We start from the raw sequence: 25,849 nt of genomic DNA, 5'->3' as shown, positions 1-25,849 counted from the left end.
TGGATTCGAGCAGAGCGACAGCCGCGGCAGCGGTACGGGGCGGCCGGAGCCGCCACAACCGGGGCGCGGACGCGGCGGATCTACGCAAGCTGCTGTCCGCGCTCACGGCGATGCGCGACGGGAACTTCCGTCGTCGGCTCACCGTGCCCGGTGACTCGGTGATGGCCGAGATCGCCGCCGTCTTCAACGAGATCGCCGAGCGCAACCAGCACCTCACCGGGGAGCTGGCGCGGGTGCGGCGGCTGGTGGGCCGCGAGGGGCGGCTGTCGGAGCGGCTGGAGGCGGGCGCGGGTGAGGGTGCCTGGGGTGCGGCGATCGACAACTGCAACGCCCTGATCGACGACCTGGCCCGGCCGATGGCGGAGGTGGGCCGGGTGCTCGGCTCGATCGCCGAGGGCGACCTGGAGCAGCGCATGGAACTGCGCGCGCTCGGACCGGACGGCGGCTCGCACCCGCTGCGTGGGGAGTTCCTGAAGGTCGGGCGGACGGTCAACGGCCTGGTGGACTCGCTGTCGGAGTTCACCGACGAGGTGACCCGGGTCGCCATCGAGGTCGGCACCGAGGGCAAGCTGGGTGGTCAGGCGCGGGTGCGCGGGGTCTCCGGCAGCTGGAAGGACCTCACCGACTCGGTGAACATGATGGCCGGGCGGCTGACCGCGCAGGTCCGCGACATCGCCTGGGTCACCACCGCGGTCGCCAAGGGCGACCTCTCCCGCAAGGTCACCGTGCACGTCGCCGGTGAGATGCTGGAGCTGAAGAACACCGTGAACACCATGGTCGACCAGCTGTCGGGCTTCGCGTCCGAGGTGACCCGGGTGGCCCGCGAGGTCGGCACCGAGGGGCGGCTCGGCGGTCAGGCGACCGTCCCCGGCGTCGCCGGGACCTGGAAGGACCTGACCGACAACGTCAACCTGATGGCGACCAACCTGACCGACCAGGTCCGCAGCATCGCCCAGGTGACCACCGCGGTGGCCCGCGGCGACCTGTCGCAGACCATCGAGGTGGACGCGCGCGGCGAGATCCTGGAGCTGAAGAACACCATCAACACGATGGTGTCCCAGCTGTCCGGCTTCGCCGACCAGGTGACCCGGGTCGCCCGGGAGGTCGGTACCGACGGCATCCTGGGCGGCCAGGCGATGGTGCCGGGCGCGGCCGGGGTGTGGCGGAACCTGACCGACAACGTGAACTTCATGGCCGGGAACCTGACCGGCCAGGTCCGCAACATCGCCCAGGTCGCGACGGCGGTGGCGCGCGGTGACCTGTCGCAGAAGATCACGGTCGACGCCCGGGGCGAGATCCTGGAGCTGAAGACGACCCTGAACACCATGGTCGACCAGCTGTCGGGCTTCGCCGACGAGGTGACCCGGGTCGCCCGCGAGGTCGGTACCGAGGGCACGCTGGGCGGCCAGGCGGCGGTGCCGGGGGTCTCCGGGACCTGGAAGGACCTCACCGACAACGTCAACTTCATGGCCAACAACCTCACCGGCCAGGTCCGCAACATCGCCGAGGTGACCACCGCTGTGGCCCGGGGCGACCTGTCCAAGAAGATCACCGTGGACGCCCGGGGCGAGATCCTGGAGCTGGTCACCACCGTCAACACGATGGTGGACCAGCTGTCGGTGTTCGCGGACGAGGTGACCCGGGTGGCCCGTGAAGTGGGTACCGAGGGCATCCTGGGCGGGCAGGCCCGGGTCAAGGGCGTCTCCGGCATCTGGCGCGACCTGGCCGAGAACGTCAACTTCATGGCGAGCAACCTGACCTTCCAGGTCCGGAACATCGCCCAGGTCGCCACGGCGGTCGCCGGCGGCGACCTGTCCAAGAAGATCACCATCGAGGCCCAGGGCGAGGTCGCGGCCCTCGCCGACACCCTGAACACGATGGTGGACCAGCTGTCGGCGTTCGCCGACGAGGTGACCCGGGTGGCCCGCGAGGTGGGCACCGACGGCACCCTGGGCGGCCAGGCCCGGGTCGCCGGGGTCGCCGGGATCTGGAAGGACCTGACCGACAACGTCAACCAGATGGCCAACAACCTGACCGGGCAGGTCCGCAACATCGCCCAGGTGACCACGGCCGTCGCCAAGGGCGACCTGTCGAAGAAGATCGACGTCGACGCGCGCGGCGAGATCCTGGAGCTCAAGACCACCATCAACACCATGGTCGACCAGCTGTCGGCGTTCGCCGACGAGGTCACCCGGGTAGCCCGCGAGGTCGGCACCGACGGCCGCCTCGGCGGCCAGGCCCGGGTCCCCGGCGTCGCCGGTACCTGGCAGGACCTGACCGAGTCGGTGAACGAGCTGGCCGGGAACCTGACCCGGCAGGTGCGGGCGATCGCCCAGGTGGCCACCGCCGTGACCAGGGGTGACCTGTCGCTGCGGATCGACGTGGACGCGTCCGGCGAGCTCGACGAGCTCAAGGACAACATCAACCAGATGATCGCCAACCTGCGCGAGACCACGCGTACCAACCAGGAGCAGGACTGGCTCAAGACCAACCTGGCGCGGATCTCCGGTCTGATGCAGGGCCGCCGTGACCTGGAGGCCGTCGCCGCACTGATCATGAGCGAGCTCACTCCGGTGGTCTCGGCCCAGCACGGCGCGTTCTTCCTGGCCCAGCCGGGCAGCCGGCCGGCGGAGCTGGTCCCGGACGACGAGGACGACGGCGACCTGATCCTGAGGCTGATCGGCTCCTACGGCTACCAGCGCCGGGCGATGCCGACGACCTTCCGCCCGCACGAGTCGCTGATCGGGCAGGCGGCCGTGGAGAAGCGGCCGATCCTGCTGACCTCCGCCCCGCCCGGGTACCTGAAGATCGCGTCCGGACTGGGCGAGGCCGCGCCGGTCAACGTGATCGTGATGCCGGTGCTGTTCGAGGGCCGCCTGCTCGGCATCATCGAGCTGGCCTCGTTCAACGCCTTCACCAAGGTCAGCCTGGACTTCCTGGACCAGATCGCCGAGATGATCGGCGTCACGGTGAACACCATCTCGGTCAACACCAAGACCGAGGGCCTGCTGCTGGAGTCCCAGCGGCTGACCGCCGAGCTGTCCATGCGCTCGGCCGAACTGGAGGCCCGGCAGGAGGAGTTGCAGCGCTCCAACGCCGAACTGGAGGAGAAGGCCGAGCTGCTGGCCACGCAGAACCGCGACATCGAGATCAAGAACTCGGAGATCGAGGAGGCGCGGCAGGTACTGGAGGAGCGCGCGGAGCAGTTGGCGCTCTCCTCGCGCTACAAGTCGGAGTTCCTGGCGAACATGTCGCACGAGCTGCGCACGCCGCTCAACTCGCTGCTGATCCTGGCCAAACTGCTCTCCGACAACGCCGAGGGCAACCTCAGTCCGAAGCAGGTGGAGTTCTCCGAGACCATCCACGGCGCGGGTTCGGACCTGCTCCAGCTGATCAACGACATCCTGGACCTGTCCAAGGTCGAGGCCGGGAAGATGGACGTCCGCCCGGCCCGGATCGCGCTGGTGCAGCTGGTGGACTACGTCGAGGCGACCTTCCGGCCGCTGACCGCCGACAAGGGCCTGGACTTCGCGGTCGGGGTCTCGCCGGACCTCCCGGTCACCCTGCACACCGACGAGCAGCGGTTGCAGCAGGTGCTGCGCAACCTGCTGTCCAACGCGGTGAAGTTCACCGACTCGGGCTCGGTGGAACTGCTGATCCAGCCCGCCGGAAGCGGCGGTTTCGAGCACATCGTGCCGCAGCACATCAGCGAGCAGCTGCTGGAGAGCGGCGCGATCAGCGACCCGGACCAGCCGCTGATCGCCTTCTCGGTCACCGACACCGGCATCGGCATCCCGCACAACAAGCTCCGGGAGATCTTCGAGGCCTTCAAGCAGGCCGACGGCACCACCAGCCGCAAGTACGGCGGCACCGGCCTCGGCCTGTCCATCAGCCGGGAGATCGCCCGGCTGCTCGGCGGCGAGATCCACGCCGAGAGCGAGCTGGAGCGCGGCAGCACGTTCACGCTCTACCTGCCGCTGGACTCCGGCGCGAACGCCGTCGCCGCGCTCCCGGCCAACCCCGCCCAGGCCTGGGCGGACGAGGTGCGCGGGGCGGCCCAGGAGCGCCGCCGCGAGGCCGCCGTGCTCGCGGCCGTGCCCCGGCCCCCGGTGGACTACCCGGTGCCCGCCCCGGTCAGCGGCAGCATCGCCAACGGCATGACCCGCCACCTGGCGGAGGACGACGGGCAGTCCGAGGGGGCGTCCTTCGGCGGGCACTTCGAGGGCGAGAAGGTGCTGATCGTCGACGACGACATCCGCAACGTCTTCGCGCTCACCAGCGTCCTGGAGCAGTACGGCCTGACCGTGCTGTACGCGGAGAACGGCCGCGAGGGGATCGAGGTGCTGGAGCAGCACGAGGACGTCTCGGTGGTGCTGATGGACATCATGATGCCGGAGATGGACGGCTACGCCACGACCGAGGCGATCCGCCGGATGCCGCAGTTCGCCGGGCTGCCGATCATCGCGCTGACCGCCAAGGCGATGAAGGGCGACAAGGAGAAGAGCCTGGCCGCCGGGGCCTCCGACCACGTCACCAAGCCGGTGGACACCAACTACCTGCTCGGGGTGATGGACCACTGGCTGCGGGCCCGGCACGGTTAGCGGACATCTGTCCAGATCTGGGGCCCGCGCGGACGGATCCGTCCGCGCGCTCCGGCCTGGGCGTCCTTGCCGGGCGCGTTCCAGGTTGGCGGGGGTCGGCGGCGGGCATCTGTCCGAAACCTGCTGGTACCGCCGACCGCCTCCGGAACCCGTCCAGAGCTGTTACCACTCGCAGGGGTGGTGGCCGTGCCGTTCGGGAACCGGATAGTGTCACTCGGCGTTGCTATGGGTACCGGCTGGGTCACCAGAGCGCCGTGTTCCAGACACGGATCGTCGGTGGCGTGGGTAGCGGGCAGTGAGGTGCGGCTAGCATGACCGTGACGGGTACGACCAGGACCGGCGCAACCGCCGGGATCGCGACAAAGCCGGAAGGCGTGGGCGGAGCCGTGGCAGGGGCGGTCGGGGCACGGGTCCCGGCCGACGGGACGTCGACCGGAACAGCTCCGGGGCGAGGAGGGCAGGCCAAGGTGCAGAAGGCCAAGATCCTCCTGGTCGACGACCGGGCGGAGAACCTGCTGGCGCTGGAGGCGATCCTGTCCGCGCTGGACCAGACGCTGGTCCGCGCCACCTCCGGTGAGGAGGCGCTGAAGGCGCTGCTCACCGACGACTTCGCGGTGATCCTGCTGGACGTCCAGATGCCCGGCATGGACGGCTTCGAAACCGCCGCCCACATCAAGCGCCGCGAGCGCACCCGGGACATCCCGATCATCTTCCTCACCGCCATCAACCACGGCCCGCACCACACCTTCCGCGGCTACGCCGCCGGGGCGGTCGACTACATCTCCAAGCCCTTCGACCCGTGGGTGCTGCGCGCCAAGGTCTCCGTCTTCGTCGAGCTGTACATGAAGAACTGCCAGCTCAAGGAGCAGGCGGCGCTGCTGCGGCTACAGCTGGACGGCCGGTCCGGCAACGGCGAGGCCCCCGCCCGCAGCGCCCCGGCGAGCGGGCTGCTGGCCGAGCTCTCGGCCCGGCTGGCCGCGGTCGAGGAGCAGGCCGAGGCGCTGACCAAGCAGCTCGACGAGTCCTCGGACCCGGCCGCGGCGGCCACCGCCACCCACCTGGAGCGGCGGCTCTCCGGACTGCGCCGGGCGCTGGACGCGTTGGAGCCCGGAACCGGCGCCGGGGCTCCGGGGCCGGTCCTGCCCAGCGAGAACTGACCGCGCCCGGCGGTAACTGACGTCGCGCCACGGTCCGCCCCGGACCGGCGCCTTGCCACCCCGAGCCGTGGCACCGACACGACCGGAGCAACCGGGCGCACCGCATGTTGCGCCCCCGCTCCCACCGGTAACCTGGGCCGCATGGCCACACGCACGTCCGGAAGCGGTTCGCGTACCGGGAACGCCGGGACGGCGAAGAAGGCCGCCCCGGCCAAGAAGGCGGCGGCCAAGCCCCCCGCCGCGCCGAAGCCGAAGCCGAAGGCACCGGTCAAGGCCGCCGCCAAGAAGCCCGAGCCGATCGCCGTCACCGTCAAACCCGCGCCGCCCAAGCCGGTCGCCTACCGCGCGGTGCGCGGCAGTTGGCTCGGGGTCGCGCACGGCGTCGGCGCGGTGGCCCGGGGCGTGGGCAACGGCGCCAAGGGGCTGCACCCCGCGCACCGCAAGGACGGCCTGGCGCTGCTGCTGATCGCGCTGGGACTGCTGGTCGCGGCCGGGTCCTGGTCCGATCCGCAGGGCTGGCTCGGGATCGGCGTCACCAACGTGGTCAAGGGTGCTTTCGGGCGGATGTCGGTGGTGGTGCCGATACTCCTGGGCGGTGTCGCCATCCGGCTGATGCGGCATCCGGAGCGGCCGGAGGCCAACGGACGGATCGTCATCGGCCTGAGCGCGCTGAGCATCGGCGTGCTCGGCCTGGTGCACATCGGCTGCGGCGCGCCGGGCATGCACTCCGGCGCGGCCCGGATCCGGGCCGCGGGCGGACTCATCGGGATGGCCGCCTCCCGGCCGCTGATGACCGCGGCCGGACCGGCGCTGGCGGTGCCGCTGCTGCTGCTGGTCACCTTCTTCGGACTGCTGGTGGTCACCGCGACCCCGGTCAACCAGATCCCGCAGCGGCTGCGGCTGCTGGGCGTGCGGCTGTCGCTGATCGAGCCGGAGCTGCCGTCCGCCGACCCGGACGACCCCGACGGCGAGTTCGAGGACACCGACCTCGACGGCCTCGGCTTCGGCGAGTTCGAGGGCGAGCCGGGCACCCCCGCCGAACGCGCGGTGCTGCTGAAGAAACGCGAGCAGTTGGAGCAGGAGGGCGCGGCCGTCCCGGCGCGCCGCCGACGTCCGCGCGGACGCCAGGCCGCCGAGGCGGATCCGGCCGAGCAGCCGCAGCTGGCCCCGGGCGGCCTGGACGCCATCGACGTGGCCGCGGCGGCCGCGGCGGCGCTGGACGGCGCGGTCATGCACGGCGTGCACCCCTCGCCGACGCTGGTGAACATGCTCAGCAAGGTCAAGGACAACACCGCGGCGCCCGGCACGCCCGCGCTGCCCGACCTCGCCGAGCCGGCCGACGCGCCGCCGGAGCCGGACGCCGCCCCCGGCGAGCCGGGGGTGCCGACCGCCCGTCAGGAGGACGACGCGGTACCGCCGCTGCGCTCCGAGCAGCTGCGGCTGCCCGCCGACGTCGGATACCAGCTGCCCTCGCCGGACCTGCTCACCAAGGGCGGCCCGGGTAAGTCCCGCAGCAAGGCCAACGACGACGTGGTGGCCGCGCTCAGCAATGTCTTCGCCGAGTTCAAGGTGGACGCGGCGGTCACCGGCTTCACCCGGGGCCCGACGGTCACCCGCTACGAGGTCGAGCTGGGCCTCGCGGTGAAGGTCGAGCGGATCACCGCGCTGGCCCGCAACATCGCCTACGCGGTGGCCAGCCCCGACGTCCGGATCATCAGCCCGATCCCGGGCAAGTCCGCCGTGGGCATCGAGATCCCCAACACCGACCGGGAGATGGTCAACCTCGGCGACCTGCTGCGCTCGCCGATCGCGGTCAACGACACGCACCCGATGATCGTCGGCATGGGCAAGGACGTCGAGGGCCAGACCGCCGTCGCCAACCTCGCCAAGATGCCGCACATCCTGGTCGCCGGAGCCACCGGCGCGGGCAAGTCGTCCTGCATCAACTGCCTGATCACCTCGATCCTGATGCGGGCCACCCCGGAGGAGGTCCGGCTGGTCCTGGTCGACCCGAAGCGGGTCGAGCTGACCGCGTACGAGGGCGTCCCGCACCTGATCACGCCGATCATCACCAACCCGAAGAAGGCCGCCGAGGCGCTCCAGTGGGTCGTCCGCGAGATGGACCTGCGCTACGACGACCTGGCCGCCTTCGGCTTCCGGCACGTCGACGACTTCAACCGGGCGGTGCGCTCCGGCAAGCTCCAGCCGCCGCTCGGCAGCGAGCGGGTGCTCACGCCGTACCCGTACCTGCTGGTGATCGTGGACGAGCTGGCCGACCTGATGATGGTCGCCCCGCGCGACGTCGAGGACTCCATCGTCCGGATCACCCAGCTCGCCCGGGCCGCCGGGATCCACCTGGTGCTGGCCACCCAGCGGCCCAGCGTGGACGTGGTCACCGGCCTGATCAAGGCCAACGTGCCCTCGCGGCTGGCCTTCGCCACCTCCTCACTGGCCGACAGCCGGGTCATCCTGGACCAGCCCGGGGCCGAGAAGCTGATCGGCAAGGGCGACGCGCTGTTCCTGCCGATGGGCGCGGGCAAGCCGGTCCGGATGCAGGGCGCGTTCGTCACCGAGGAGGAGATCGCCGCCGTCGTCGACCACTGCAAGGCGCAGCTCCAGGCCGAGTACCGCAGCGACGTCACGGTCGGCAGCGGCCCGAAGAAGGAGATCGACGAGGAGATCGGCGACGACCTGGACCTGCTGGTCCAGGCCGCCGAACTGGTGGTCTCCACCCAGTTCGGTTCGACCTCGATGCTGCAACGCAAGCTGCGGGTGGGCTTCGCCAAGGCCGGCCGGCTGATGGACCTGATGGAGTCCCGGGGCATCGTCGGCCCCAGCGAGGGCTCCAAGGCGCGCGACGTGCTGGTCACGGCGGACGAGCTGGACGGGGTGCTGCTCACTCTCCGGGGCGAATGAGGGCGGCCGGGCACATCGGCGGCCCGGGGCCGGGCGTTAGACCGACCGGCACGTGGGGTGGGTGCTCCTTTCGGACGAGTCCGGCTTGTCGGGGTTCCGCCCCCGTCCTTAAATGATGATCAGCTGACGCTTTCCGCTTCCGTCCTCGCGCGAAGGTGTGGCAGCAGGTGGCCAACGCTCGAAAGGCTTAACTGTGACCAGCGGCACATCCCTATCCGGAGGCCCCGGCCGAACAGCCCCCACCACCCCCCTCCCGGCGGACCCGAAGGCGAAGCCCCCCGCGGCGGACTCCAGGTCCGGCCGCAAGTCCGGCCCCAAGCACGACGACTCGGCGCCCGGCATCGGGCAGGTGCTGACCACCGCGCGGCTCGCGGCCGAGCTCACCGTGGAGCAGGTGGCCGCGGAGACCAGCGTGCGCGTGCCGATCATCGAGGCGATCGAGCAGGACGACTTCAGCCGCTGCGGCGGCGACTTCTACGCCCGGGGCCACATCCGTTCCCTCGCCCGCGCCGTCCGCGCCGACGGCGACCTGCTGGTGGGCCAGTACGACGACGCCCACGGCGGGGCGCCGGTGGCGAACCGGCCGCTGCCGATGTTCGAGGCCGAGCAGCTGCGGCCGGAGCGGCGCCGGGCCAACTGGACCGGCGCGATGGTGGCGGCGACCATCGTGGTGGTCGCCGTGATCGGCTTCAACCTGGCCGACGGCAGGACCAGGAACACGGCGGTGGAGAGCACCATCGTCCCCTCGGCCCGGCCCAGTACCGCGCCCCGGCCCGCGCTCGCGCCGAAGCCCGCCAAACCGGGGGCCAAACCGGTCGCGGCGCCGGCGAAGACGGTCACCCTGAAGGTCAGCGCGGAAACCGGGGACAGCTGGCTACAGGTGACCAACGCCGCAGGCCAGACCCTGTACCGCGACGACCTGGCGCAGGGCTCGGCGCAGACCTTCAGCGACTCCAGGCAGCTCTCGCTGGTCTTCGGCAACGCCGGGGCGGTGCACCTGTGGGTCAACGGCAAGGACACCGGCAAGCCCGGTGCCGAGGGCCAGGTCGTCAACGCCAACGCCACCCTCAAGGGCCTGCGGACCAGCTGACCCGCAGCCGTCCCGGGCCCCGCCGACACCGGTCCCGGGCCCGCGGTCCGCAGCCGCCGCGGACCCGCGGCGCACCCCACCGCGAACCCCCGTCGTAGCCCCGCGGGCCTGCGGGTTCGCCCCCTCGCGCCACCTTCGGGAAAACCTCGGTAATCTTGGCGTCATGTCCGAACGCCGCACAGTCGCCCTTGTCACCCTTGGTTGCGCCCGAAACGAGGTCGATTCCGAGGAACTCGCCGGGCGCCTGGAAGCCGACGGCTGGGAACTCGTCCACGACGCCGCCGATGCCGACATCGCCGTCGTCAACACCTGTGGCTTCGTCGAGGCCGCCAAGAAGGACTCGGTCGACGCCCTGCTCGAAGCCTCCGACCTGAAGGGCCACGGCCGCACCCAGGCCGTCGTGGCCGTCGGCTGCATGGCCGAGCGCTACGGCAAGGAGCTCGCCGAAGCGCTGCCGGAGGCCGACGCGGTCCTCGGCTTCGACGACTACGCCGACATCACCGACCGGCTGCAGAACATCCTGTCCGGCGGCCACCACGTGTCGCACGCCCCCCGCGACCGCCGCAAGCTGCTCCCGCTCAGCCCGGTCGAGCGGCAGCAGGCCGCCGAGGGCGGCGCGGTCGCCGTCCCCGGCCACGGAGCCGCCCCGGAGCCGGAGGTCGTGATCGCGGACCTGCCCGAGGGCGTCGCCCCGGTCTCCGGCCCGCGCACGCTGCGCCGCCGCCTGGACGACAGCCCGGTGGCCTCGGTGAAGCTGGCCTCCGGCTGCGACCGCCGCTGCTCCTTCTGCGCCATCCCGGCCTTCCGCGGCTCCTTCCTCTCGCGCCGCCCCTCGGACGTGCTGAACGAGACCCGCTGGCTGGCCGAGCAGGGCGTCCGCGAGGTCATGCTGGTCAGCGAGAACAACACCTCGTACGGCAAGGACCTGGGTGACATCCGGCTGCTGGAGACGCTGCTGCCGGAGCTCGCCGAGACCGAGGGCATCGACCGGATCCGGGTCAGCTACCTCCAGCCCGCCGAGATGCGTCCGGGCCTGATCAAGGCGCTGACCTCGACGCCCGGGGTGATGCCGTACTTCGACCTGTCCTTCCAGCACTCCGCGCCGGAGGTACTGCGCCGGATGCGCCGGTTCGGGGACACCGACCGCTTCCTGGGCCTGCTGGAGGAGATCCGCGCCCAGGCCCCGGAGGCCGGTGCCAGGTCCAACTTCATCGTCGGCTTCCCCGGCGAGACCGAGGCGGACCTGGCCGAGCTGGAACGCTTCATCAGCAACGCCCGGCTGGACGCCATCGGGGTCTTCGGCTACTCCGACGAGGAGGGCACCGAGGCCGAGGGTTACCAGGGCAAGCTCTCGGAGGAGGTCATCGCCGAGCGTGTGGCGAAGATCACGCGACTGGCCGAGGAGATGACCGCGCAGCGCGCCGAGGAGCGGGTCGGCAGCAGCGTCACGGTGCTGATCGAGTCGGTCGACGACGAGGAGGGCGTGATCGGCCGGGCCGACCACCAGGCCCCCGAGACCGACGGCATCACCAGCCTGGTCGGCGTCCCGGACTCGGTGAAGGTCGGCGACCTGGTCGTCGCGAAGGTCATCGCCAGCGCGGGTGTGGACCTGGTGGCCGAGGCGGTCGGGGCCGAGGTGGGCGCGTGACATCAGGCCAGGGGGGAGTCAGAGGCGGCGGTCTCGCCGGAGGCGCCGAGGGCGCTGCCGCCGAGCCCGTGCCCGAGGCACCCGAGACTGCCGTCGAACGCGCGTCCGCGTCTCGGGCGGAGCCCAGTCTGTGGAACATTCCCAACCTGTTGACCATGCTGCGGCTGCTGATCGTCCCGGTCTTCGCCGCGCTGCTGCTGGCCGACGGCGGGCATGATCCCAAGTGGCGGGCGGTGGCCTGGGCCACCTTCGCCCTGGCCATGATCACCGACCTGTTCGACGGCGAGCTGGCCCGCCGGATGGACCTGGTCAGCGACTTCGGCAAGATCGCCGACCCGATCGCGGACAAGGCCATCATGGGCACCGCCCTGGTGGCCCTCTCCGCACTGGGTGACCTGCCCTGGTGGGTGACCGTGGTCATCCTGGTGCGTGAGATCGGGATCACCCTGATGCGCTTCTGGGTGATCCGGATCGGGGTGATCCCCGCCAGCAAGGGCGGCAAGCTGAAGACCCTGACCCAGGGCATCGCCGTCGGCATGTACGTGCTGGTACTGACCGGGCCGCTGGCCACCGCCCGGGCCTGGCTGATGGCGCTGGCAGTGGTGCTGACCGTGGTCACCGGCCTGGACTACATCCGGCAGGCGGTGACCCTGCGCCGCGAGGCCCGGACCGGCGGCCGGCGGTGACCGGCGACGCCGCCGGGGTACTGGCGGAGCTGGAGGCGGTCGGCGCGACCGTGGCCGTGGCCGAGTCGCTGACCGGGGGCCTGCTGGCGGCGGCGCTGGTGGCCGTTCCCGGCGCCTCCCGCAGCTTCCGGGGCTCGGTCACCGCCTATGCCACCGAGCTGAAGGCGTCCGTGCTGGGCGTGGATCCGGCGCTGCTGGCCGAGCGCGGCCCGGTGGACGCCGACGTGGCCGCGCAGATGGCCGAGGGCGTGCGGCGGCTCATGGGCGCCGACTACGGGGTGGCCACGACCGGTGTCGCCGGACCCGATCCGCAGGACGGCAAGCCGGTGGGCACGGTACACCTGGCAGTCGCCGGACCAGGCGGACTATCGCATTCCTCGCTCCAGCTCGCACCGGGCCGTGCCACAATCCGACGAAGGACCGTGGAGGTCGCACTCGAACTTTTGGGCGATGCTGTGCGGTCCCGGAGGGTTAGTAGGAGTGGTCCTACCGGGAATAGGACAAGTGACGCAACGGGAAGCCTCAGCGTCCATACCGCGAACACCAGGGGAGGGGCCATGGATACAGCCCAGAGTGAACACGACCGGGCTCCCCGCACGTGATGCGGGTCAAGCGGTACGGTGGGGCAGTGACGTGTCGAGCCGCGGTCCAAGGAGGGAGCCACCGATGATCCTGCTCCGTCGTCTGCTGGGTGACGTCCTGCGTCGGCAGCGCCAGCGCCAGGGCCGCACCCTGCGCGAGGTCTCTGCCGCTGCGCGGGTCTCCCTCGGCTACCTGTCCGAGGTCGAGCGCGGCCAGAAGGAAGCCTCTTCCGAGCTGCTCTCCGCCATCTGCTACGCCCTGGACGTGCGAATGTCCGAGGTCATGCGCGAGGTCAGCGATGAACTGTCGCTCGCCGAACTCGCCGCCAGCGAGCCGGTACGCCCGGTCCTGGTCGAACCGGTGACGGTACCGGCCAGTTCCTCCGAGCGGGTGCCCTCGCTGGTGCCCAAGGCCAGTGCGATGGATGTCGTCGCGGCCTGACCCTCTCCCCGGTGTGCTTCGGCAGGCCCTGCCCCGATCGGGGCAGGGCCTGCCGTGCTGTCGGAGGGCGGCGAGGGACCGGTGCTCGAAATGTCGATAAACCGACCGTGTGCCAGGATGACTTTTCGGTAACCGATCCAGACCGCTCCCAGGCACGAGGTGGTGCGCTGTGCCCCGGTCGTCCTTGTCCCTGCTGCCCTCCCGGCGCGGCCCGTTCGGCTGGGCGCTGTCCCTGCTGCTCAGCGCCGCCTGCTGGGGGGCGCTGCTCGCGGGCGCGTTCGGCTCACACGGCGGCGCCCGGCTGCTGTTCGCCGGCGGCTGGACGCTGAGCCTGCTGCCGGTGCACAGCGCCCCCTGGATACGCGGCCCGGGCCGGACCGGCTCAGCGCCGCAGCCGGAGCCCCCGGGGGGCGGGGTGGAACCCGGCGGCCTCGAAGACCGGGCTGAGCTCTGAGGTGAGCGCGGACTCGCCGTTGATCCGCTCCACCGTGAGGTCGGGCAGCAGGCCCGCGCGCAGCGCCCGGGTGAGCGCCTCGGCGGCGGCCTCCAGCTGTCCCGCCGACTCCGCCCAGCTGAGCAGGGACTTGCCGCCGCGTTCCAGGTAGCAGGCCAGCTCGCCGTCGAGCAGCACCACCAGCGCGCCCGCCTTGCGGCCGGGGCGGTGCCCGGAGGCGGCCTCCGGCCAGGGCAGGGCCGCGCCGTAGGCGTTGGCCGGGTCGGCGGCGGCCAGCACCACGGCGTCCGGGCCGCCGCTGTCGCCGCGCCCGCCCAGCTCGGCCGGAGCGGCCACGACGGCGCTCACCGCGCGCAGCCGGTCGATCGCGCCGTCCCCGGCGAACTGGGCCGCGCCCAGCCCCTCCACCACGTAGCCACGGCGGACCCGGCCGTTCTCCTCCAGCGCGCTGAGCACCCGGTAGACCCCCGCGAAGCCGCCCGGGGCGCGCTCGGCCTGGGCCGCCCCCCGGGTCACCACGCCGTGCCGGTCCAGCAGCGTCTGCGCCAGCGCGTGCGCGCGCTGGGTGGGATCGGCCGACGGGGCGGGCAGCAGCGACCAGCGCCCGGCCGTGGTCGGCAGCGTCGCCGCGCGGGCCGACGGGCGCGCGGACCCGTAGCGTGCGCGGGGGGCGGACTTCGGTGCGCGGTGGGCGGTGGCCCCCGGTGTCCGGCCCGATCCGAGCAGCGCCCGCAGCGGGGCCAGCGTGTCGTTGGTCAGGTAGCCGGACCAGGTGAGCTCCCACAGGGCGGCGGCCAGCTCCGCCGGAGCGGCGGTCAGCCCCTGCTGCGCCACCTGCTCGGCCAGCTGCCGGAAGAACAGCCCGTACCCGGGCGCCAGCGCCGCCAGCAGCGCCCGGTGCAGCGGGCCGAACTCCAGCGGCAGCGGGGCCGGGCGCAGCAGCGGCGCGCTGTCGGCCGGGCACAGCGAGAGCCAGCCGTCCTTGCCGGGCAGCGCCCCGGCGCCGGACCAGAGCACCTCGCCGGAGGCCGTGAGCTCGTCCAGCAGCGCCGGGGAGTAGTCGGCGACCCGGGACGGCAGCACCATCCGCTCCAGCGCGGAGGCGGGCACCAGCGCCCCCTGGAGCTGCTCCACCACCCGCAGCAGGCCGTCCGTCCCGCGCAGCCGATGGCTGCCCAGGTGCTGCCACTGCGGCAGGAAGGCGGCCAGGGCGCGCGGCGGCACCGGCTCGACCTCGTGCCGCAGCGCCGCCAGTGACCGCCGCCGCAGCCGCCGCAGCACCTCGCTGTCGCACCACTCCAGGCCGCTCCCGCCCGGCCGGAACTCGCCCTGGACCAGCCGGCCGCCCGCAGCCAGCCGGTGCAGCCCGCCCTGGACCACGGCCGGGCCGAGGCCGAACCGCCCGGCCGCGTCGGCGACGGCGAACGGGCCGTGGGTGCGGGCGTAGCGGGCCAGCAGATCGCCGAGGGGGTCGCGCACCGGCTCGGTGAACGCCTCCGGCACGCCGACCGGCAGGGGGGTGCCCAGGGCGTCGCGCAGGCGTCCGGCGTCCTCCACCGCGGCCCAGTGCGGGGCGCCGGCGATCCGGACCGGGATGATCCGCCGGGTGGCCTCCAGCTCGGCGGGCCACAGCGGCTCGCAGCCGCGCTCCGTCAGCTCCTCGGCGGTCAGCGGGCCCAGCATCCGCAGCGCGTCGGCCAGCCCCTCCCGGTCCTTGATCCGGCGGTCCGGCGTGAGCCGCTGGAGCTCCGCCTCCAGCTCCGCCAGCACCGCCGGGTCCAGCAGCTCGCGCAGCTCGGCCTGGCCGAGCAGCTCCGCCAGCAGCCGGGAGTCCAGTGCCAGCGCCGCCGCCCGGCGCTCGGCCAGCGGGGAGTCGCCCTCGTACAGGAACTGGGCGACGTAGCCGAACAGCAGCGAGCGGGCGAAGGGCGAGGGCTCGGGGGTGGTGACCTCGACCAGCCGCACCCGGCGGGACTCGATGTCGCCCATCAGCTCGACCAGCCCGGGCACGTCGAAGACGTCCTGCAGGCACTCGCGGACGGCTTCCAGCACGATCGGGAAGGAGCCGAAGGTGGACGCCACCGCCAGCAGTTGGGCCGAGCGCTGCCGCTGCTGCCACAACGGGGTACGCCGACCGGGGCTGCGCCGGGGCAGCAGCAGCGCCCGGGCGGCGCACTCGCGGAACCGGGAGGCGAACAGGGCCGAGCCGCCGACCTGGTCGGTGACCGTCCGCTCGATCCCGGCCGGGTCGAACACGGCGGCGTCGGCGCCGATCGGGGCCTCGTCCGGTCCGGTGCCGCCGGTGCCGGTGGCGTCCGGATCGGGGAAGTCCATCAGGTCGGCGTCCGGCAGCCGCAGCACGATGCCGTCGTCCGCGTGCATCACCTGCGCGTCCAGGCCGTGCTGGTCGGCCAGCCGGGCGCCCAGGGCCAGCGCCCAGGGGGCGTGCACCTGCGCGCCGAAGGGGGAGTGCACCACCACCCGCCAGTCGCCGAGCTCGTCGCGGAAGCGCTCGACCACGATGGTGCGGTCGTCCGGGAGGTGGCCGGTGGCCGCGCGCTGCTCGGCCAGGTAGGCGAGCAGGTTCGACGCGGCCCAGTCGTCCAGACCGGCCGCGTGCAGCCGCGCCGTCGCCGCCTCGGGGTCGAGCCCGCCGAGCTCGCGCAGGAAGGCGCCGACCGCCCGGCCCAGCTCCAGCGGGCGGCCCAGCGAGTCGCCGTGCCAGAACGGCAGCTTGCCGGGCACCCCGGGCGCGGGGGTGACCAGCACCTGGTCGTGGGTGATGTCCTCGATCCGCCAGGAGGAGGTGCCCAGGGTGAACACGTCACCCACCCGCGACTCGTAGACCATCTCCTCGTCGAGCTCTCCGACCCGGCCGCCGCCCTTCCCGCGGTCGGCCCCGGCCAGGAAGACGCCGAACAGCCCCCGGTCCGGGATGGTGCCGCCGGAGGTCACCGCCAGCCGCTGGGCGCCCGGGCGGCCGGTGACCGTGCCCGCGACCCGGTCCCAGACCACCCGCGGGCGCAGCTCGGCGAAGGCGTCCGAGGGGTAGCGCCCGGCCAGCATGTCCAGCACCGAGTCGAACGCCGACTGCGGCAGCGCGGCGAACGGCGCCGCCCGGCGGACCAGCGCCAGCAGCTCGTCGACGTCCCACGGGTCCAGCGCGGTGATCGCGACGATCTGCTGGGCGAGGACGTCCAGCGGATTGCGCGGGACCCGCAGCGCCTCGATCGAGCCGCCGCGCATCCGCTCGGTGACCACCGCCGACTGCACCAGGTCGCCCCGGTACTTGGGGAAGACCACGCCGGTGGAGACCGCGCCGACCTGGTGCCCGGCCCGGCCGACCCGCTGTAGCCCGGAGGCCACCGAGGGCGGCGACTCGACCTGGACCACCAGGTCCACCGCGCCCATGTCGATGCCGAGCTCCAGGCTGGAGGTGGCCACCACGGCCGGCAGCAGACCGGACTTCAGCTGCTCCTCGACGTCGGCGCGCTGCTCCTTGGAGACCGAGCCGTGGTGCGCCCGGGCGAGCACCGGCGGCGCGCCCCTGGCCGAACCGGCCTGGGCCATCAGCACGGCCGGGGAGCCCGCGTCCGGCAGCGGCGCGCCGGTGGCCCGCTCGTGGGCGATCTCGTTCAGCCGCCCGCAGAGGCGCTCGGCCAGCCGGCGGGAGTTGGCGAAGACGATGGTGGAGCGGTGGGCCTCGATCAGGTCGGCGATCCGCTCCTCGACGTGCGGCCAGATCGAGGCGGCGCGCTCCGGGTCGTCCTGCTTCGCCGCGCCGCCGGACAGCTCGCCCAGATCCTCGACCGGGACCACCACCGACAGGTCGAAGCGCTTCTCGGACGGCGGCTGAACGATCGTCACCGCGCGCTGCGGGCTCAGCCAGCGGGCCACCTCGTCCACCGGGCGGACGGTCGCCGACAGCCCGATCCGCCGGGCGGGGGCGGGCAGCAGCTGGTCCAGCCGCTCCAGCGAGAGCGCCAGGTGCGCGCCGCGCTTGGTCCCGGCGACCGCGTGCACCTCGTCCAGGATCACCGTCTCGACACCGCGCAGGGCCTCCCTGGCGGCGGAGGTGAGCAGCAGGAACAGTGACTCGGGGGTGGTGATCAGGATGTCCGGCGGATGGGTGGCGAAGCGGCGGCGCTCGGCCGGCGGGGTGTCGCCGGACCGGATGCCGACCTCGATCTCCGGCTCCGGCAGGCCGAGCCGTCCGGCGGCCTGGCGCAGCCCGGCCAGTGGCGCCCGGAGGTTCCGCTGGACGTCCACCGCCAGCGCCTTCAGCGGGGAGACGTAGAGCACCCGGCAGCGCCGCCGCGCCTGGGCGGGCGGGGGCGTGACCGAGAGCCGGTCCAGCGCGGAGAGGAACGCGGCGAGGGTCTTGCCGGAGCCGGTCGGGGCGACCACCAGCACGTCGGAGCCCTCGCCGAGGGCCCGCCAGGCCCCGGCCTGGGCGGCGGTGGGGGCCGGGAAGGCCCCGGTGAACCAGGCCCGCGCGGGCGCGGCGAAGCCCGCCATCGGGTCGGGCTCGACGGCGGGCGCGCGGTGGCGTGGGTTCTCTGGTCCGGCCATGACCCCATGGTGCACCGCGGCACTGACAAGTCCGGCGAACCATGTGCGCCCGACGGGCGGCGAGCGCGAGCGTGAAGCGATATCCACTCATATCGTATGAATATCTCGGTGCTGAAGGTCCGGCCCGAGCGGTTCCCAGCGGTCCTGAGCGGTTCCCAGCGGTTCCCAGCGGTTTCCGGGCAGTTTCCGAGCAGTGGAGGCGCGAGTGCGGCCGAGTCAGCAAGGACACACCATCCCGCTCGCCCGCTGCGGGATGGTGCTGGTGCTGGCGGTCCTGCTGCTCAGCGGCGCGGTGCCGTACATCGACGGCGCGACCAGGCCGGAGCTGGCCTACCTGGTGGTGGCCGGTCAGGACGGCCCGGGCGGGGTGCCGGTGGCCGAGGACGCGGTCCGGGCCGCGGGCGGCCGGGTCGCGCAGGCCTACCCGCAGATCGGCGTCCTGCTCGCGGACGGCCCCGGCGCGGCCTTCGCCGCCCGGGTGCGGTCCGCGCCGGGCATCGCCGCCGCCGGGGCCAGCCACTCGGTGCCGCTGCCCGACCAGCCGCGCGGCGCCTGGGCGCGGGCCGGGGGGCGACCGACCAGGTCGATCGACGACCGGTCCGGCGAACTGCTCCCGACCGACGACGTCCCGGCCGCCGCCGACCCGCACGGCCGCCCGCAGTGGAGCCTGCGGATGATGGGCGGCGCCTCGGCCGACCGCACCGGGCTGCGCCGGACGGTGGTCGCGGTGCTGGACTCCGGCGTCGACGACACCCATCCGGACCTGCGCTCGGCGGTCGATCCCAGCCGCTCCGTCTCCTGCGCCACCGGCAGCCCGGACACCGCCCCCGGTGCCTGGCGGCCCGACCCGGCGGTCGGCGAGAGCGGCCACGGCACCCACGTCAGCGGCATCATCGCGGCCGACCGCCCCGGGGACGGCGTGGCCGGGATCGCCCCGGGCGCGCGGATCGCCGCGGTTCGGCTGCTCGGGGGCGTCGGGCAGTACTACGGCGAGAACCTGGTCTGCGGCTTCCTGTGGGCGGCCGACCACGGCGCGCGGGTGATCAACGACAGCTACTTCGCCGACCCGTGGAAGTACAACTGCCCGGAGAACCAGGACCAGGCCGCGATCATCGCCGCGGTCGGCCGCGCCGTCCGCTACGCCCAGGGCAGGGGCGCGGTGGTGGTCGCCTCGGCCGGGAACGACGCGCAGAACCTGGGCGGCCCGCGCACCGACGACCGCAGTCCGAACGACCACCCGGACGGCCGCAGGCCGACCGCGCGCCGCCTCGGCGCGGAGTGCATCCGGCTGCCCGGCGGGCTGCCCGGGGTGCTCGACGTGACCGCCGTCGACCGCGACGGCAACCTCGCCGGGTACTCCAACTGGGGTGCGGGCCAGGTGCAGTTGGCCGCCCCCGGCGGCGACCCGGACGGCGGGCCCGGGCAGGCGGTGGTCTCCGACTGGCCCGGCGGCGGCTACGCGGCGCTGGCCGGGACCTCGATGGCGGCGGCGGCGGTGAGCGGCGCGGCGGCGGTGGAGGCGGCGCTGCACCCGGGCGTGGGCAGCGCGCAGCTGACCCGCGACCTGGAGGCGGCGGCGCTGCCGGTGGACTGCCCGTCCGGTCGGCTGACCGGCCCGGACTGCCTGGGCGGGGCGTACTTCGGCTACGGCCTGGCCGAGGTGCCGCGCCGGTGAGCCGCCGCCCGGCTGCCGGTGGGCCGCCGCGCTACGCCGGGTCCAGCAGCAGGCCGAAGTAACCGGCCAGACTGAGCTTCAGTTCGGCGACGTAGCGCGGCCGGTCCTCCGGCGCGGCGGCCAGGACCAGCGGCAGCACGCCCTTGAACATGTGCACGGCCACCTCGGCCGAACGGTGCAGCCGGTCGGCCGGGACCCGCGGGCCGAGCACCGCGAGCATCGCGCTGATCCGCTCCAGCATCGCGTCGTGCAGCGGCTGGTGCATCGCGGCCAGCCGCTGCGGCGAGTCCGGGCCGATGAAGAGCACGATGCAGGCCGGGTGGCTGAGGTGGTACTCCACCAGCGGCTCGATCACCAGGTCCAGCAGCCCGGTCAGGGTCACCCCGGCCGGCAGCGGCGCCAGGACCTGGTCCATCAGCAGCCGCAGTTCGGCGGTGTAGTGCTCGGCGACCGCGTCGGCGATGGCGTCCTTGTTCGGGAAGTACTGGTAGAGGCTGCCGGGGGAGACCCCGGCCCGGGCGGCGATGGCGTTGGTGGTGGTCGCCGAGTAGCCGGACTCCGCGAAGACCTGTCCGGCCGCGTCCAGCAGCTCCGCCATCCGGCGCTCGCCGCGGGCCTGCCGCTTCCTGGGGGCGGCCGTCGGCGCCGCCCGGTCCACCTGCTCCGTCACACCCGCCTCCAGGCCGTGTCCTGCTCAGCTGTGGCGCAAGTCTAGGTGCATTGACTAACACGAGCAATGACTCGTATTCTCGGACCATCGAATGCGAGCGATGACTCGTATTTTGCACTCGTCGTGTGCCCACACCTGCCGACGCACCCTCAAGGGGACAGCCATGTCTGCCGTCACCACCCCGCGACCACCGGACCACCGATCCCGTCGGCCGCCGCGCCGACCTCCGGCCGCTGGTGGACGCTGGCGATCGTGTCGATCGCCACCTTCATGCTGATGCTCGACCTCACCGTGGTGAACGTCGCGCTGCCCGACCTGCGCACCGCCCTGCACGCCGACTTCGCCGACCTGCAGTGGGTGCTCGACGCCTACGCGCTCACCCTCGCCGCCTTCCTGCTCACCGGCGGCTCGCTGGCCGACCGGCTCGGCCGCAAACGGGTCTTCACCGCCGGATTCGCGATCTTCACGCTCTCCTCGCTGGCGGCCGGGGCCGCTCCCGGCATCCTCGCGCTGAACCTCGCCCGGGGCGCCCAGGGGATCGGCGCCGCGGTGCTGTTCGCGGTCGGCCCGGCGCTGCTCGGCCAGGAGTTCCGGGGCCGGGACCGGGCCACCGCCTTCGGCGTCTTCGGCGGCGTCTCCGGGCTCGCCATCGCCTTCGGCCCGCTGATCGGCGGCAGCCTCACCCAGGGCCTCAGCTGGCGCTGGATCTTCCTGCTGAACGTCCCGATCGGGATCACCGCCATGGTCCTGGGCCGGTTCCGGCTGCGCGAGTCGGTCGAACCCGGCGCGCACCGGATCGACTGGGCCGGGCTGACCACCTCCTCCGCCGCGCTGGTGCTGCTCGTGCTGGGCTTCCTGCGCGGCGAGAACCAGGGCTGGACCAGCGCCCCGATCATCGCCATGTTCGGCGGCGGCCTGGTCCTGCTCGCGGTGTTCGCCGCGGTCGAGCGCCGGGCGGGCGCGGACGCCATGCTCGACCTGTCGCTGTTCCGGATCCGCACCTTCAACGGGATCTCGTTGGCGACCCTGCTCGCCAACGCCGCCGGGATGTCGGCGATCTTCCTCCAGGTCTCGTACATGCAGAACGTCCTCGGAGCCTCGCCGCTGACCGCCGGGCTGCGCTTCCTGCCGATGACGCTGACCCTGTTCGTCACCGCCGCCGTCACCGGCAGCCTCACCGTGCGGATCGCGCCCCGGGTACTGGTCGGCGTCTCGCTCACGCTGATCGCCGTCGGCCTGGCCCTGGTCTCGCTGGTGGACGTGCACAGCACCTGGACGGCGCTGCTGCCCAGCATGATCACCACTGGCGCCGGGATGGGCATGTTCAACCCGCCCCGGGCCTCGCTGTCGATCGCCGTGGTCGAACCCGGGCGGGCCGGGATGGCGGCGGGCATGGGCGAGACCTTCCAGCAGGTCGGCGTCGCGATCGGGATCGCCGGACTCGGGGCGCTCTTCCAGAGCCGGGTCACCAGCGACTTCGGCTCCTCCGCCGGCGGCCGCCTGCTCGGACCGCAGGCGCACGCCTTCGGCCAGGCGGTGGCCTCGGGCGGCGGCGACCAGCTCGCCCGCGCGCTGCCCGCGCGCCTGGCCGGACCGGTCGACCTGGCCGCCCGCAGCGCCTTCGTCCACAGCCTGGACCAGGTGCTGCTGCTCGGCAGCGGGATCGCCGCGCTGGCCGCGCTGATCGGCTTCGCCCTGATCCGCCGGAGCGACCTGCACACCAGCGCCCTGGCCGGGGCCGAGCACGACACCGGGGAACTGGTCGCGCACTGACCGTCGACCGGCCGGGGCCGCCGCCGTCCGCGGCGCGGCCCCGGCGGTGCGAGGATGGGCCGAGGAGGCGGCCATGACCGAGGAGCGCGCACACTACTGGACCCACCCGGCGCTGCCCGCGGTCGACCTGCTCGACGCCCGCTATGTCCGGCACACCTTCGGCAAGCACACCCACGACACCTATGTGATCGCCGCGATCACCTCCGGCGTCGAGGCCTTCCGGTACCGGGGCGCGGTGGAGGTGGCCCCGGCGGGCAGCCTGGCCCTGGTCGACCCGGACACCCTGCACACCGGGCACGCGGGTGTCCCCGAGGGCTGGAGCTACCAGGTGCTCTACCCCAGCGTGGCCAGCCTGGCCTCGGTCGCCGAGGAGCTGGGCGGGGGGTCAGGCACCCCCGGCTTCCGGACCGCGGTGGTCGTGGACGAGGAGCTCACCCGGCTGGTGCACCAGGTGCACGCCGCCGCCGAGCAGAACCAGCCCCTGGCCGCGAGCACCCTGCTGCGGCTCGCCCTGGCCCGGACGGTGGGCGCGCACACCACCGCCCGCCGCCCCGGCCCGCGGCCGCCCGCCGCCGGACGCCGGGCCGCCGAACTCGCCCGCGAGCTGCTCGCCGCCCGGATCACCGACCCGCCCACGCTGGAGGAGCTGGCCGCCGCCACCGGCGCCCGCCCGTTCCCGCTGCTGCGGGCCTTCCGCAGCGCCTACGGGCTGCCGCCGCACGCCTGGCTGACGCAGCACCGGGTCAGCACCGCCCGGCGGCTGCTCGACACCGGCACCGCCCCCGCCGACGCCGCCGTCAGCGTCGGCTTCGTCGACCAGGCCCACCTCACCCGGCACTTCCGGCGGATCATCGGCGTCCCGCCCGGCGCCTACCGCCGGGCCAACACCGCCGCGCGCCGACCGCCGCCGGAGCGCAGGAACGTACAAGAATCCACCCGCTGACCCCGGCCACCATGGCGGCATGACGGCACTCCAACAGACCGATCCACCCCCGGTCGCGCCACCGCCGCGACCGTCCGACCGCGCGGTGACCCGGGACTCGCTCACCGTCGGCCTCACCGTCGGCGCGTCCGGCGCGGCCTTCGGCGTCGCCGGGGCCGCCGCCCACCTCACGGTCGCGCAGACCTGCGCGCTCAGCCTGCTGGTGTTCACCGGGGCCTCCCAGTTCGCCCTGGTCGGCGCGCTCGTCGCCGGGGCCGCCGGGCCCGCCGCCGTCGCCGGGGCGCTCTTCCTGGGCCTGCGCAACTGCCTGTACGGGCTGCGGCTCGGGGCCCGGCTGCGGATCCCGCGGGCGCTGCGCCCGCTCGCCGCGCAGCTGGTGATCGACGAGACCACCGCCGTCTCGCTGGTCCAGCCTGACCAGCGGTCCGCCCGGATCGGCTTCACGGTCACCGGGATCAGCCTCTACCTGGTGTGGAACCTCACCACCCTGGCCGGCGCGCTCGGCGCGGGCGCCCTCGGCGACCCCGGCCGCTACGGACTGGACGCCGCCGGACCGGCGGTGTTCCTGGCGCTGCTCGGGCCACGGCTGCGCGAGGGCGGCACCGAGCGCGGGGTCGCGGCGCTGGCCGTGCTGCTCGCGGTCGCCGCCGTCCCGGTGCTGCCGGGCGGGACGCCGGTGCTGCTGGCGGTCGCCGCGGTGCCGCTGGCGCTGGCGCTGCGCCGCGCCCGGGGCGGGGCGGGGGAGCGCCGATGACCGTCTGGACCGCGGTGCTCGCCACCGCCCTCGGCTGCTACCTGTGCAAGCTGCTCGGGCTCTCCGTCCCGGCGGGCCTGCTGGACCGGCCCGCCGTCCGCCGCTTCGCCGAGCTGGCGCCGATCGCCCTGCTCGCCGCGCTGACCGCGTTGCAGACCTTCGGCCAGGGCACCCACGGACTGACCCTGGACGCCCGCGCGCTGGGGCTGGCCGCCGCCGGGGCCGCGCTCTGGCGGCGCGCCCCGTTCCTGGTGGTGGTGCTGCTGGCGGTGGTCGTCACCGCGCTGGTGCGGCTGCTCTGAGCGATCCGTCCCGCCTGCCGTTCTCGCCTACCATCGGGAGACATGCGTCTGACCGAGTTCTGGAAGAAGATGAACGCCCAGTTCGGCTCCGGCTACGCCGAGAGCTTCGCCAGCGACCATGTGATGTCGGAGCTCGGCGGGCGGACCGTGCGCGAGGCACTGGACGCGGGTTGGGAGACCAAGGACGTCTGGCGCGCCGTGTGCGCGGCGATGGGGGTACCCGCCTCGCGGCAGTAGCCGCAGGTCAGAGGCGTAGCGCTGGGCTGGACGAGGGCGCCGGGCGAGTTGTCGAACGATAATCGAACTGACGTTCCCTATACTGGGTAGCGGCGAGTTATCCACAGGCGCGGGCCCGTTCGGGGCGGATTGTCAGTGGTGCGCGCTAGCGTCTTTGGTGATGAAGCGCTCAGCACAGACCCCCAGGGTGGAATCAATGGCAGCGAACGACCGCGAGCGGGCTCTTGAGACCGCGCTCGCCCAGATTGAACGACAGTTCGGCAAGGGTTCGGTGATGCGGCTCGGCGACGAGGCGCGCGCCCCGATCGAGGTGATCCCCACCGGCTCGATCGCCCTCGACATCGCCCTCGGCGTCGGCGGCCTGCCGCGCGGCCGCGTGGTGGAGGTGTACGGACCGGAGAGCAGCGGTAAGACCACGCTCACCCTGCACGCGGTCGCCAACGCGCAGAAGGCCGGCGGCATCGTCGCCTTCATCGACGCCGAGCACGCGCTGGACCCGGACTACGCCAAGAAGCTCGGCGTGGACACCGACGCCCTGCTGGTCTCCCAGCCGGACACCGGCGAGCAGGCGCTGGAGATCACCGACATGCTGATCCGCTCCGGCGCGGTCGACCTGATCGTGATCGACTCGGTGGCCGCGCTGGTGCCCCGCGCCGAGATCGAGGGCGAGATGGGCGACTCGCACGTCGGCCTGCAGGCCCGGCTGATGAGCCAGGCGCTGCGCAAGATCACCGGTGCGCTGAGCCAGTCGAAGACCACGGCGATCTTCATCAACCAGCTCCGCGAGAAGGTCGGCGTGATGTTCGGCAGCCCGGAGACCACCACCGGTGGCCGCGCGCTGAAGTTCTACGCCTCGGTCCGGCTGGACATCCGCCGGATCGAGACGCTGAAGGACGGCACCGAGGCCGTCGGCAACCGGACCAGGGTCAAGGTGGTCAAGAACAAGGTCGCCAGCCCGTTCAAGCAGGCCGAGTTCGACATCATCTACGGCCAGGGGATCAGCCGCGAGGGCGGCCTGATCGACATGGGCGTGGAGCAGGGCTTCGTCCGCAAGGCCGGCGCCTGGTACACGTACGAGGGCGACCAGCTCGGCCAGGGCAAGGAGAACGCCCGCAACTTCCTGCGGGACAACCCGGACCTCGCCGACGAGATCGAGAACAAGATCAAGGAGAAGCTGGGCGTCGGTCCGCGCAAGCCCACGACCGAGGCCGACGCCGCCCCGGTGGTGCGGGAGATCACTCCGGTGGTCAAGTCCGTCACCACGCGCGCCAGCAAGGCCAAGGCGGCGGCTGCCGCGGCCGAGCCCGCGGCGGCGGTGGCGGCGGAGCCGGCGGCGGCCAAGGGCTGA

At 73.3% G+C, this 25,849-nt stretch carries 18 protein-coding genes; 16 read left to right on the top strand and 2 right to left on the bottom strand.

What is annotated here, in order from left to right; all coding sequences use genetic code 11:
* Nucleotides 1–110: 110 nt before the first annotated feature.
* The 9 genes from GXP74_RS32370 to GXP74_RS32330 all read left to right on the top strand — a co-directional run bounded on the left by GXP74_RS32370 (nucleotide 111) and on the right by GXP74_RS32330 (nucleotide 13,575).
* A complete protein-coding gene (locus GXP74_RS32370; protein ID WP_182456788.1) occupies nucleotides 111–4,601 on the top strand; it encodes a HAMP domain-containing protein in 4,491 nt (1,496 codons plus the stop codon).
* A gap of 467 nt (nucleotides 4,602–5,068) precedes the next feature.
* A complete protein-coding gene (locus GXP74_RS32365) occupies nucleotides 5,069–5,758 on the top strand; it encodes a response regulator (RefSeq protein WP_225448360.1) in 690 nt (229 codons plus the stop codon).
* A 141-nt stretch (nucleotides 5,759–5,899) separates the two neighbouring features.
* Entirely contained in the window at nucleotides 5,900–8,674 is a 2,775-nt protein-coding gene (locus GXP74_RS32360) for a DNA translocase FtsK (protein WP_182454818.1), read from the top strand.
* Between the two features lie 193 nt (nucleotides 8,675–8,867).
* The gene (locus tag GXP74_RS32355) at nucleotides 8,868–9,764 is read left to right on the top strand and encodes a helix-turn-helix domain-containing protein (protein ID WP_225448359.1); all 897 of its coding nucleotides are present in this window, start codon (nucleotides 8,868–8,870) and stop codon (nucleotides 9,762–9,764) included.
* A 163-nt stretch (nucleotides 9,765–9,927) separates the two neighbouring features.
* The gene (rimO, locus tag GXP74_RS32350; RefSeq protein ID WP_182454817.1) at nucleotides 9,928–11,412 is read left to right on the top strand and encodes a 30S ribosomal protein S12 methylthiotransferase RimO; all 1,485 of its coding nucleotides are present in this window, start codon (nucleotides 9,928–9,930) and stop codon (nucleotides 11,410–11,412) included.
* A gap of 68 nt (nucleotides 11,413–11,480) precedes the next feature.
* A complete protein-coding gene (gene pgsA / locus GXP74_RS32345) occupies nucleotides 11,481–12,098 on the top strand; it encodes a CDP-diacylglycerol--glycerol-3-phosphate 3-phosphatidyltransferase (protein WP_225448717.1) in 618 nt (205 codons plus the stop codon).
* Nucleotides 12,095–12,700: a CinA family protein gene (locus tag GXP74_RS32340; protein WP_182454815.1), complete on the top strand. Its 606-nt coding sequence runs from the start codon at nucleotides 12,095–12,097 to the stop codon at nucleotides 12,698–12,700. Before pgsA ends, GXP74_RS32340 begins: the two co-directional genes overlap by 4 nt.
* A gap of 64 nt (nucleotides 12,701–12,764) precedes the next feature.
* Entirely contained in the window at nucleotides 12,765–13,121 is a 357-nt protein-coding gene (locus GXP74_RS32335) for a helix-turn-helix domain-containing protein (protein ID WP_182454814.1), read from the top strand.
* Between the two features lie 169 nt (nucleotides 13,122–13,290).
* Nucleotides 13,291–13,575, top strand: a complete 285-nt coding sequence (locus GXP74_RS32330; RefSeq protein ID WP_182454813.1) for a hypothetical protein — start codon at nucleotides 13,291–13,293, stop codon at nucleotides 13,573–13,575.
* Here GXP74_RS32330 and GXP74_RS32325 read toward each other — a convergent pair.
* Nucleotides 13,504–18,093, bottom strand: coding sequence for an ATP-dependent helicase (locus tag GXP74_RS32325; RefSeq protein ID WP_225448716.1), 4,590 nt, complete (start codon nucleotides 18,091–18,093; stop codon nucleotides 13,504–13,506). The two genes, GXP74_RS32330 and GXP74_RS32325, sit on opposite strands and share 72 nt — an antisense overlap.
* Nucleotides 18,094–18,352: 259 nt before the next feature.
* Between GXP74_RS32325 and GXP74_RS32320 the strand changes: the two genes are divergently transcribed.
* Nucleotides 18,353–19,822 carry a S8 family serine peptidase gene (locus GXP74_RS32320; RefSeq protein ID WP_225448358.1) on the top strand — a complete coding sequence of 490 codons (1,470 nt, stop codon included), beginning with the start codon at nucleotides 18,353–18,355 and terminating at the stop codon, nucleotides 19,820–19,822.
* Between the two features lie 31 nt (nucleotides 19,823–19,853).
* Here GXP74_RS32320 and GXP74_RS32315 read toward each other — a convergent pair whose 3' ends face one another.
* Nucleotides 19,854–20,492, bottom strand: a complete 639-nt coding sequence (locus GXP74_RS32315) for a TetR/AcrR family transcriptional regulator (protein ID WP_182454811.1) — start codon at nucleotides 20,490–20,492, stop codon at nucleotides 19,854–19,856.
* A gap of 252 nt (nucleotides 20,493–20,744) precedes the next feature.
* On the opposite strand from GXP74_RS32315, the gene GXP74_RS32310 reads away from it, so the two are divergent.
* The 6 genes from GXP74_RS32310 (at nucleotide 20,745) to recA (ending at nucleotide 25,849) form a co-directional block, all read left to right on the top strand.
* The gene (locus GXP74_RS32310; RefSeq protein WP_225448357.1) at nucleotides 20,745–22,265 is read left to right on the top strand and encodes an MFS transporter; all 1,521 of its coding nucleotides are present in this window, start codon (nucleotides 20,745–20,747) and stop codon (nucleotides 22,263–22,265) included.
* Between the two features lie 73 nt (nucleotides 22,266–22,338).
* A complete protein-coding gene (locus GXP74_RS32305; RefSeq protein WP_182454809.1) occupies nucleotides 22,339–23,208 on the top strand; it encodes an AraC family transcriptional regulator in 870 nt (289 codons plus the stop codon).
* Nucleotides 23,209–23,227: 19 nt separating this feature from the next.
* Nucleotides 23,228–23,962 (top strand): AzlC family ABC transporter permease, encoded by a 735-nt coding sequence (locus GXP74_RS32300; RefSeq protein ID WP_182454808.1) that lies wholly within the window; start codon nucleotides 23,228–23,230, stop codon nucleotides 23,960–23,962.
* A complete protein-coding gene (locus tag GXP74_RS32295) occupies nucleotides 23,959–24,264 on the top strand; it encodes an AzlD domain-containing protein (protein WP_182454807.1) in 306 nt (101 codons plus the stop codon). The genes GXP74_RS32300 and GXP74_RS32295 overlap by 4 nt, the downstream gene beginning before the upstream one ends.
* Nucleotides 24,265–24,306: 42 nt before the next feature.
* Entirely contained in the window at nucleotides 24,307–24,501 is a 195-nt protein-coding gene (locus tag GXP74_RS32290; RefSeq protein ID WP_182454806.1) for a DUF3046 domain-containing protein, read from the top strand.
* 196 nt (nucleotides 24,502–24,697) lie between these two features.
* On the top strand, nucleotides 24,698–25,849 hold the full coding sequence (recA, locus tag GXP74_RS32285; RefSeq protein WP_182454805.1) for a recombinase RecA: 1,152 nt from the start codon (nucleotides 24,698–24,700) through the stop codon (nucleotides 25,847–25,849).

The organism is Streptacidiphilus sp. P02-A3a (assembly GCF_014084105.1).
GTDB lineage: Bacteria > Actinomycetota > Actinomycetes > Streptomycetales > Streptomycetaceae > Streptacidiphilus.
The sequence above is the reverse complement of the archived record's forward strand: the minus strand, read 5'-3'. Positions and strand labels throughout refer to the sequence as shown.

Coding starts and splice junctions, on each gene's coding strand:
- recA (WP_182454805.1), top strand. CDS start 24,698: ATGGCAGCGAACGACCGCGAGCGGGCTCTTGAGACCGCGCTCGCCCAG.
- GXP74_RS32335 (WP_182454814.1), top strand. CDS start 12,765: ATGATCCTGCTCCGTCGTCTGCTGGGTGACGTCCTGCGTCGGCAGCGC.
- GXP74_RS32295 (WP_182454807.1), top strand. CDS start 23,959: ATGACCGTCTGGACCGCGGTGCTCGCCACCGCCCTCGGCTGCTACCTG.
- GXP74_RS32360 (WP_182454818.1), top strand. CDS start 5,900: ATGGCCACACGCACGTCCGGAAGCGGTTCGCGTACCGGGAACGCCGGG.
- GXP74_RS32300 (WP_182454808.1), top strand. CDS start 23,228: ATGACGGCACTCCAACAGACCGATCCACCCCCGGTCGCGCCACCGCCG.
- GXP74_RS32305 (WP_182454809.1), top strand. CDS start 22,339: ATGACCGAGGAGCGCGCACACTACTGGACCCACCCGGCGCTGCCCGCG.
- GXP74_RS32290 (WP_182454806.1), top strand. CDS start 24,307: ATGCGTCTGACCGAGTTCTGGAAGAAGATGAACGCCCAGTTCGGCTCC.
- GXP74_RS32325 (WP_225448716.1), bottom strand. CDS start 18,093: ATGGCGGGCTTCGCCGCGCCCGCGCGGGCCTGGTTCACCGGGGCCTTC.
- rimO (WP_182454817.1), top strand. CDS start 9,928: ATGTCCGAACGCCGCACAGTCGCCCTTGTCACCCTTGGTTGCGCCCGA.
- GXP74_RS32370 (WP_182456788.1), top strand. CDS start 111: ATGCGCGACGGGAACTTCCGTCGTCGGCTCACCGTGCCCGGTGACTCG.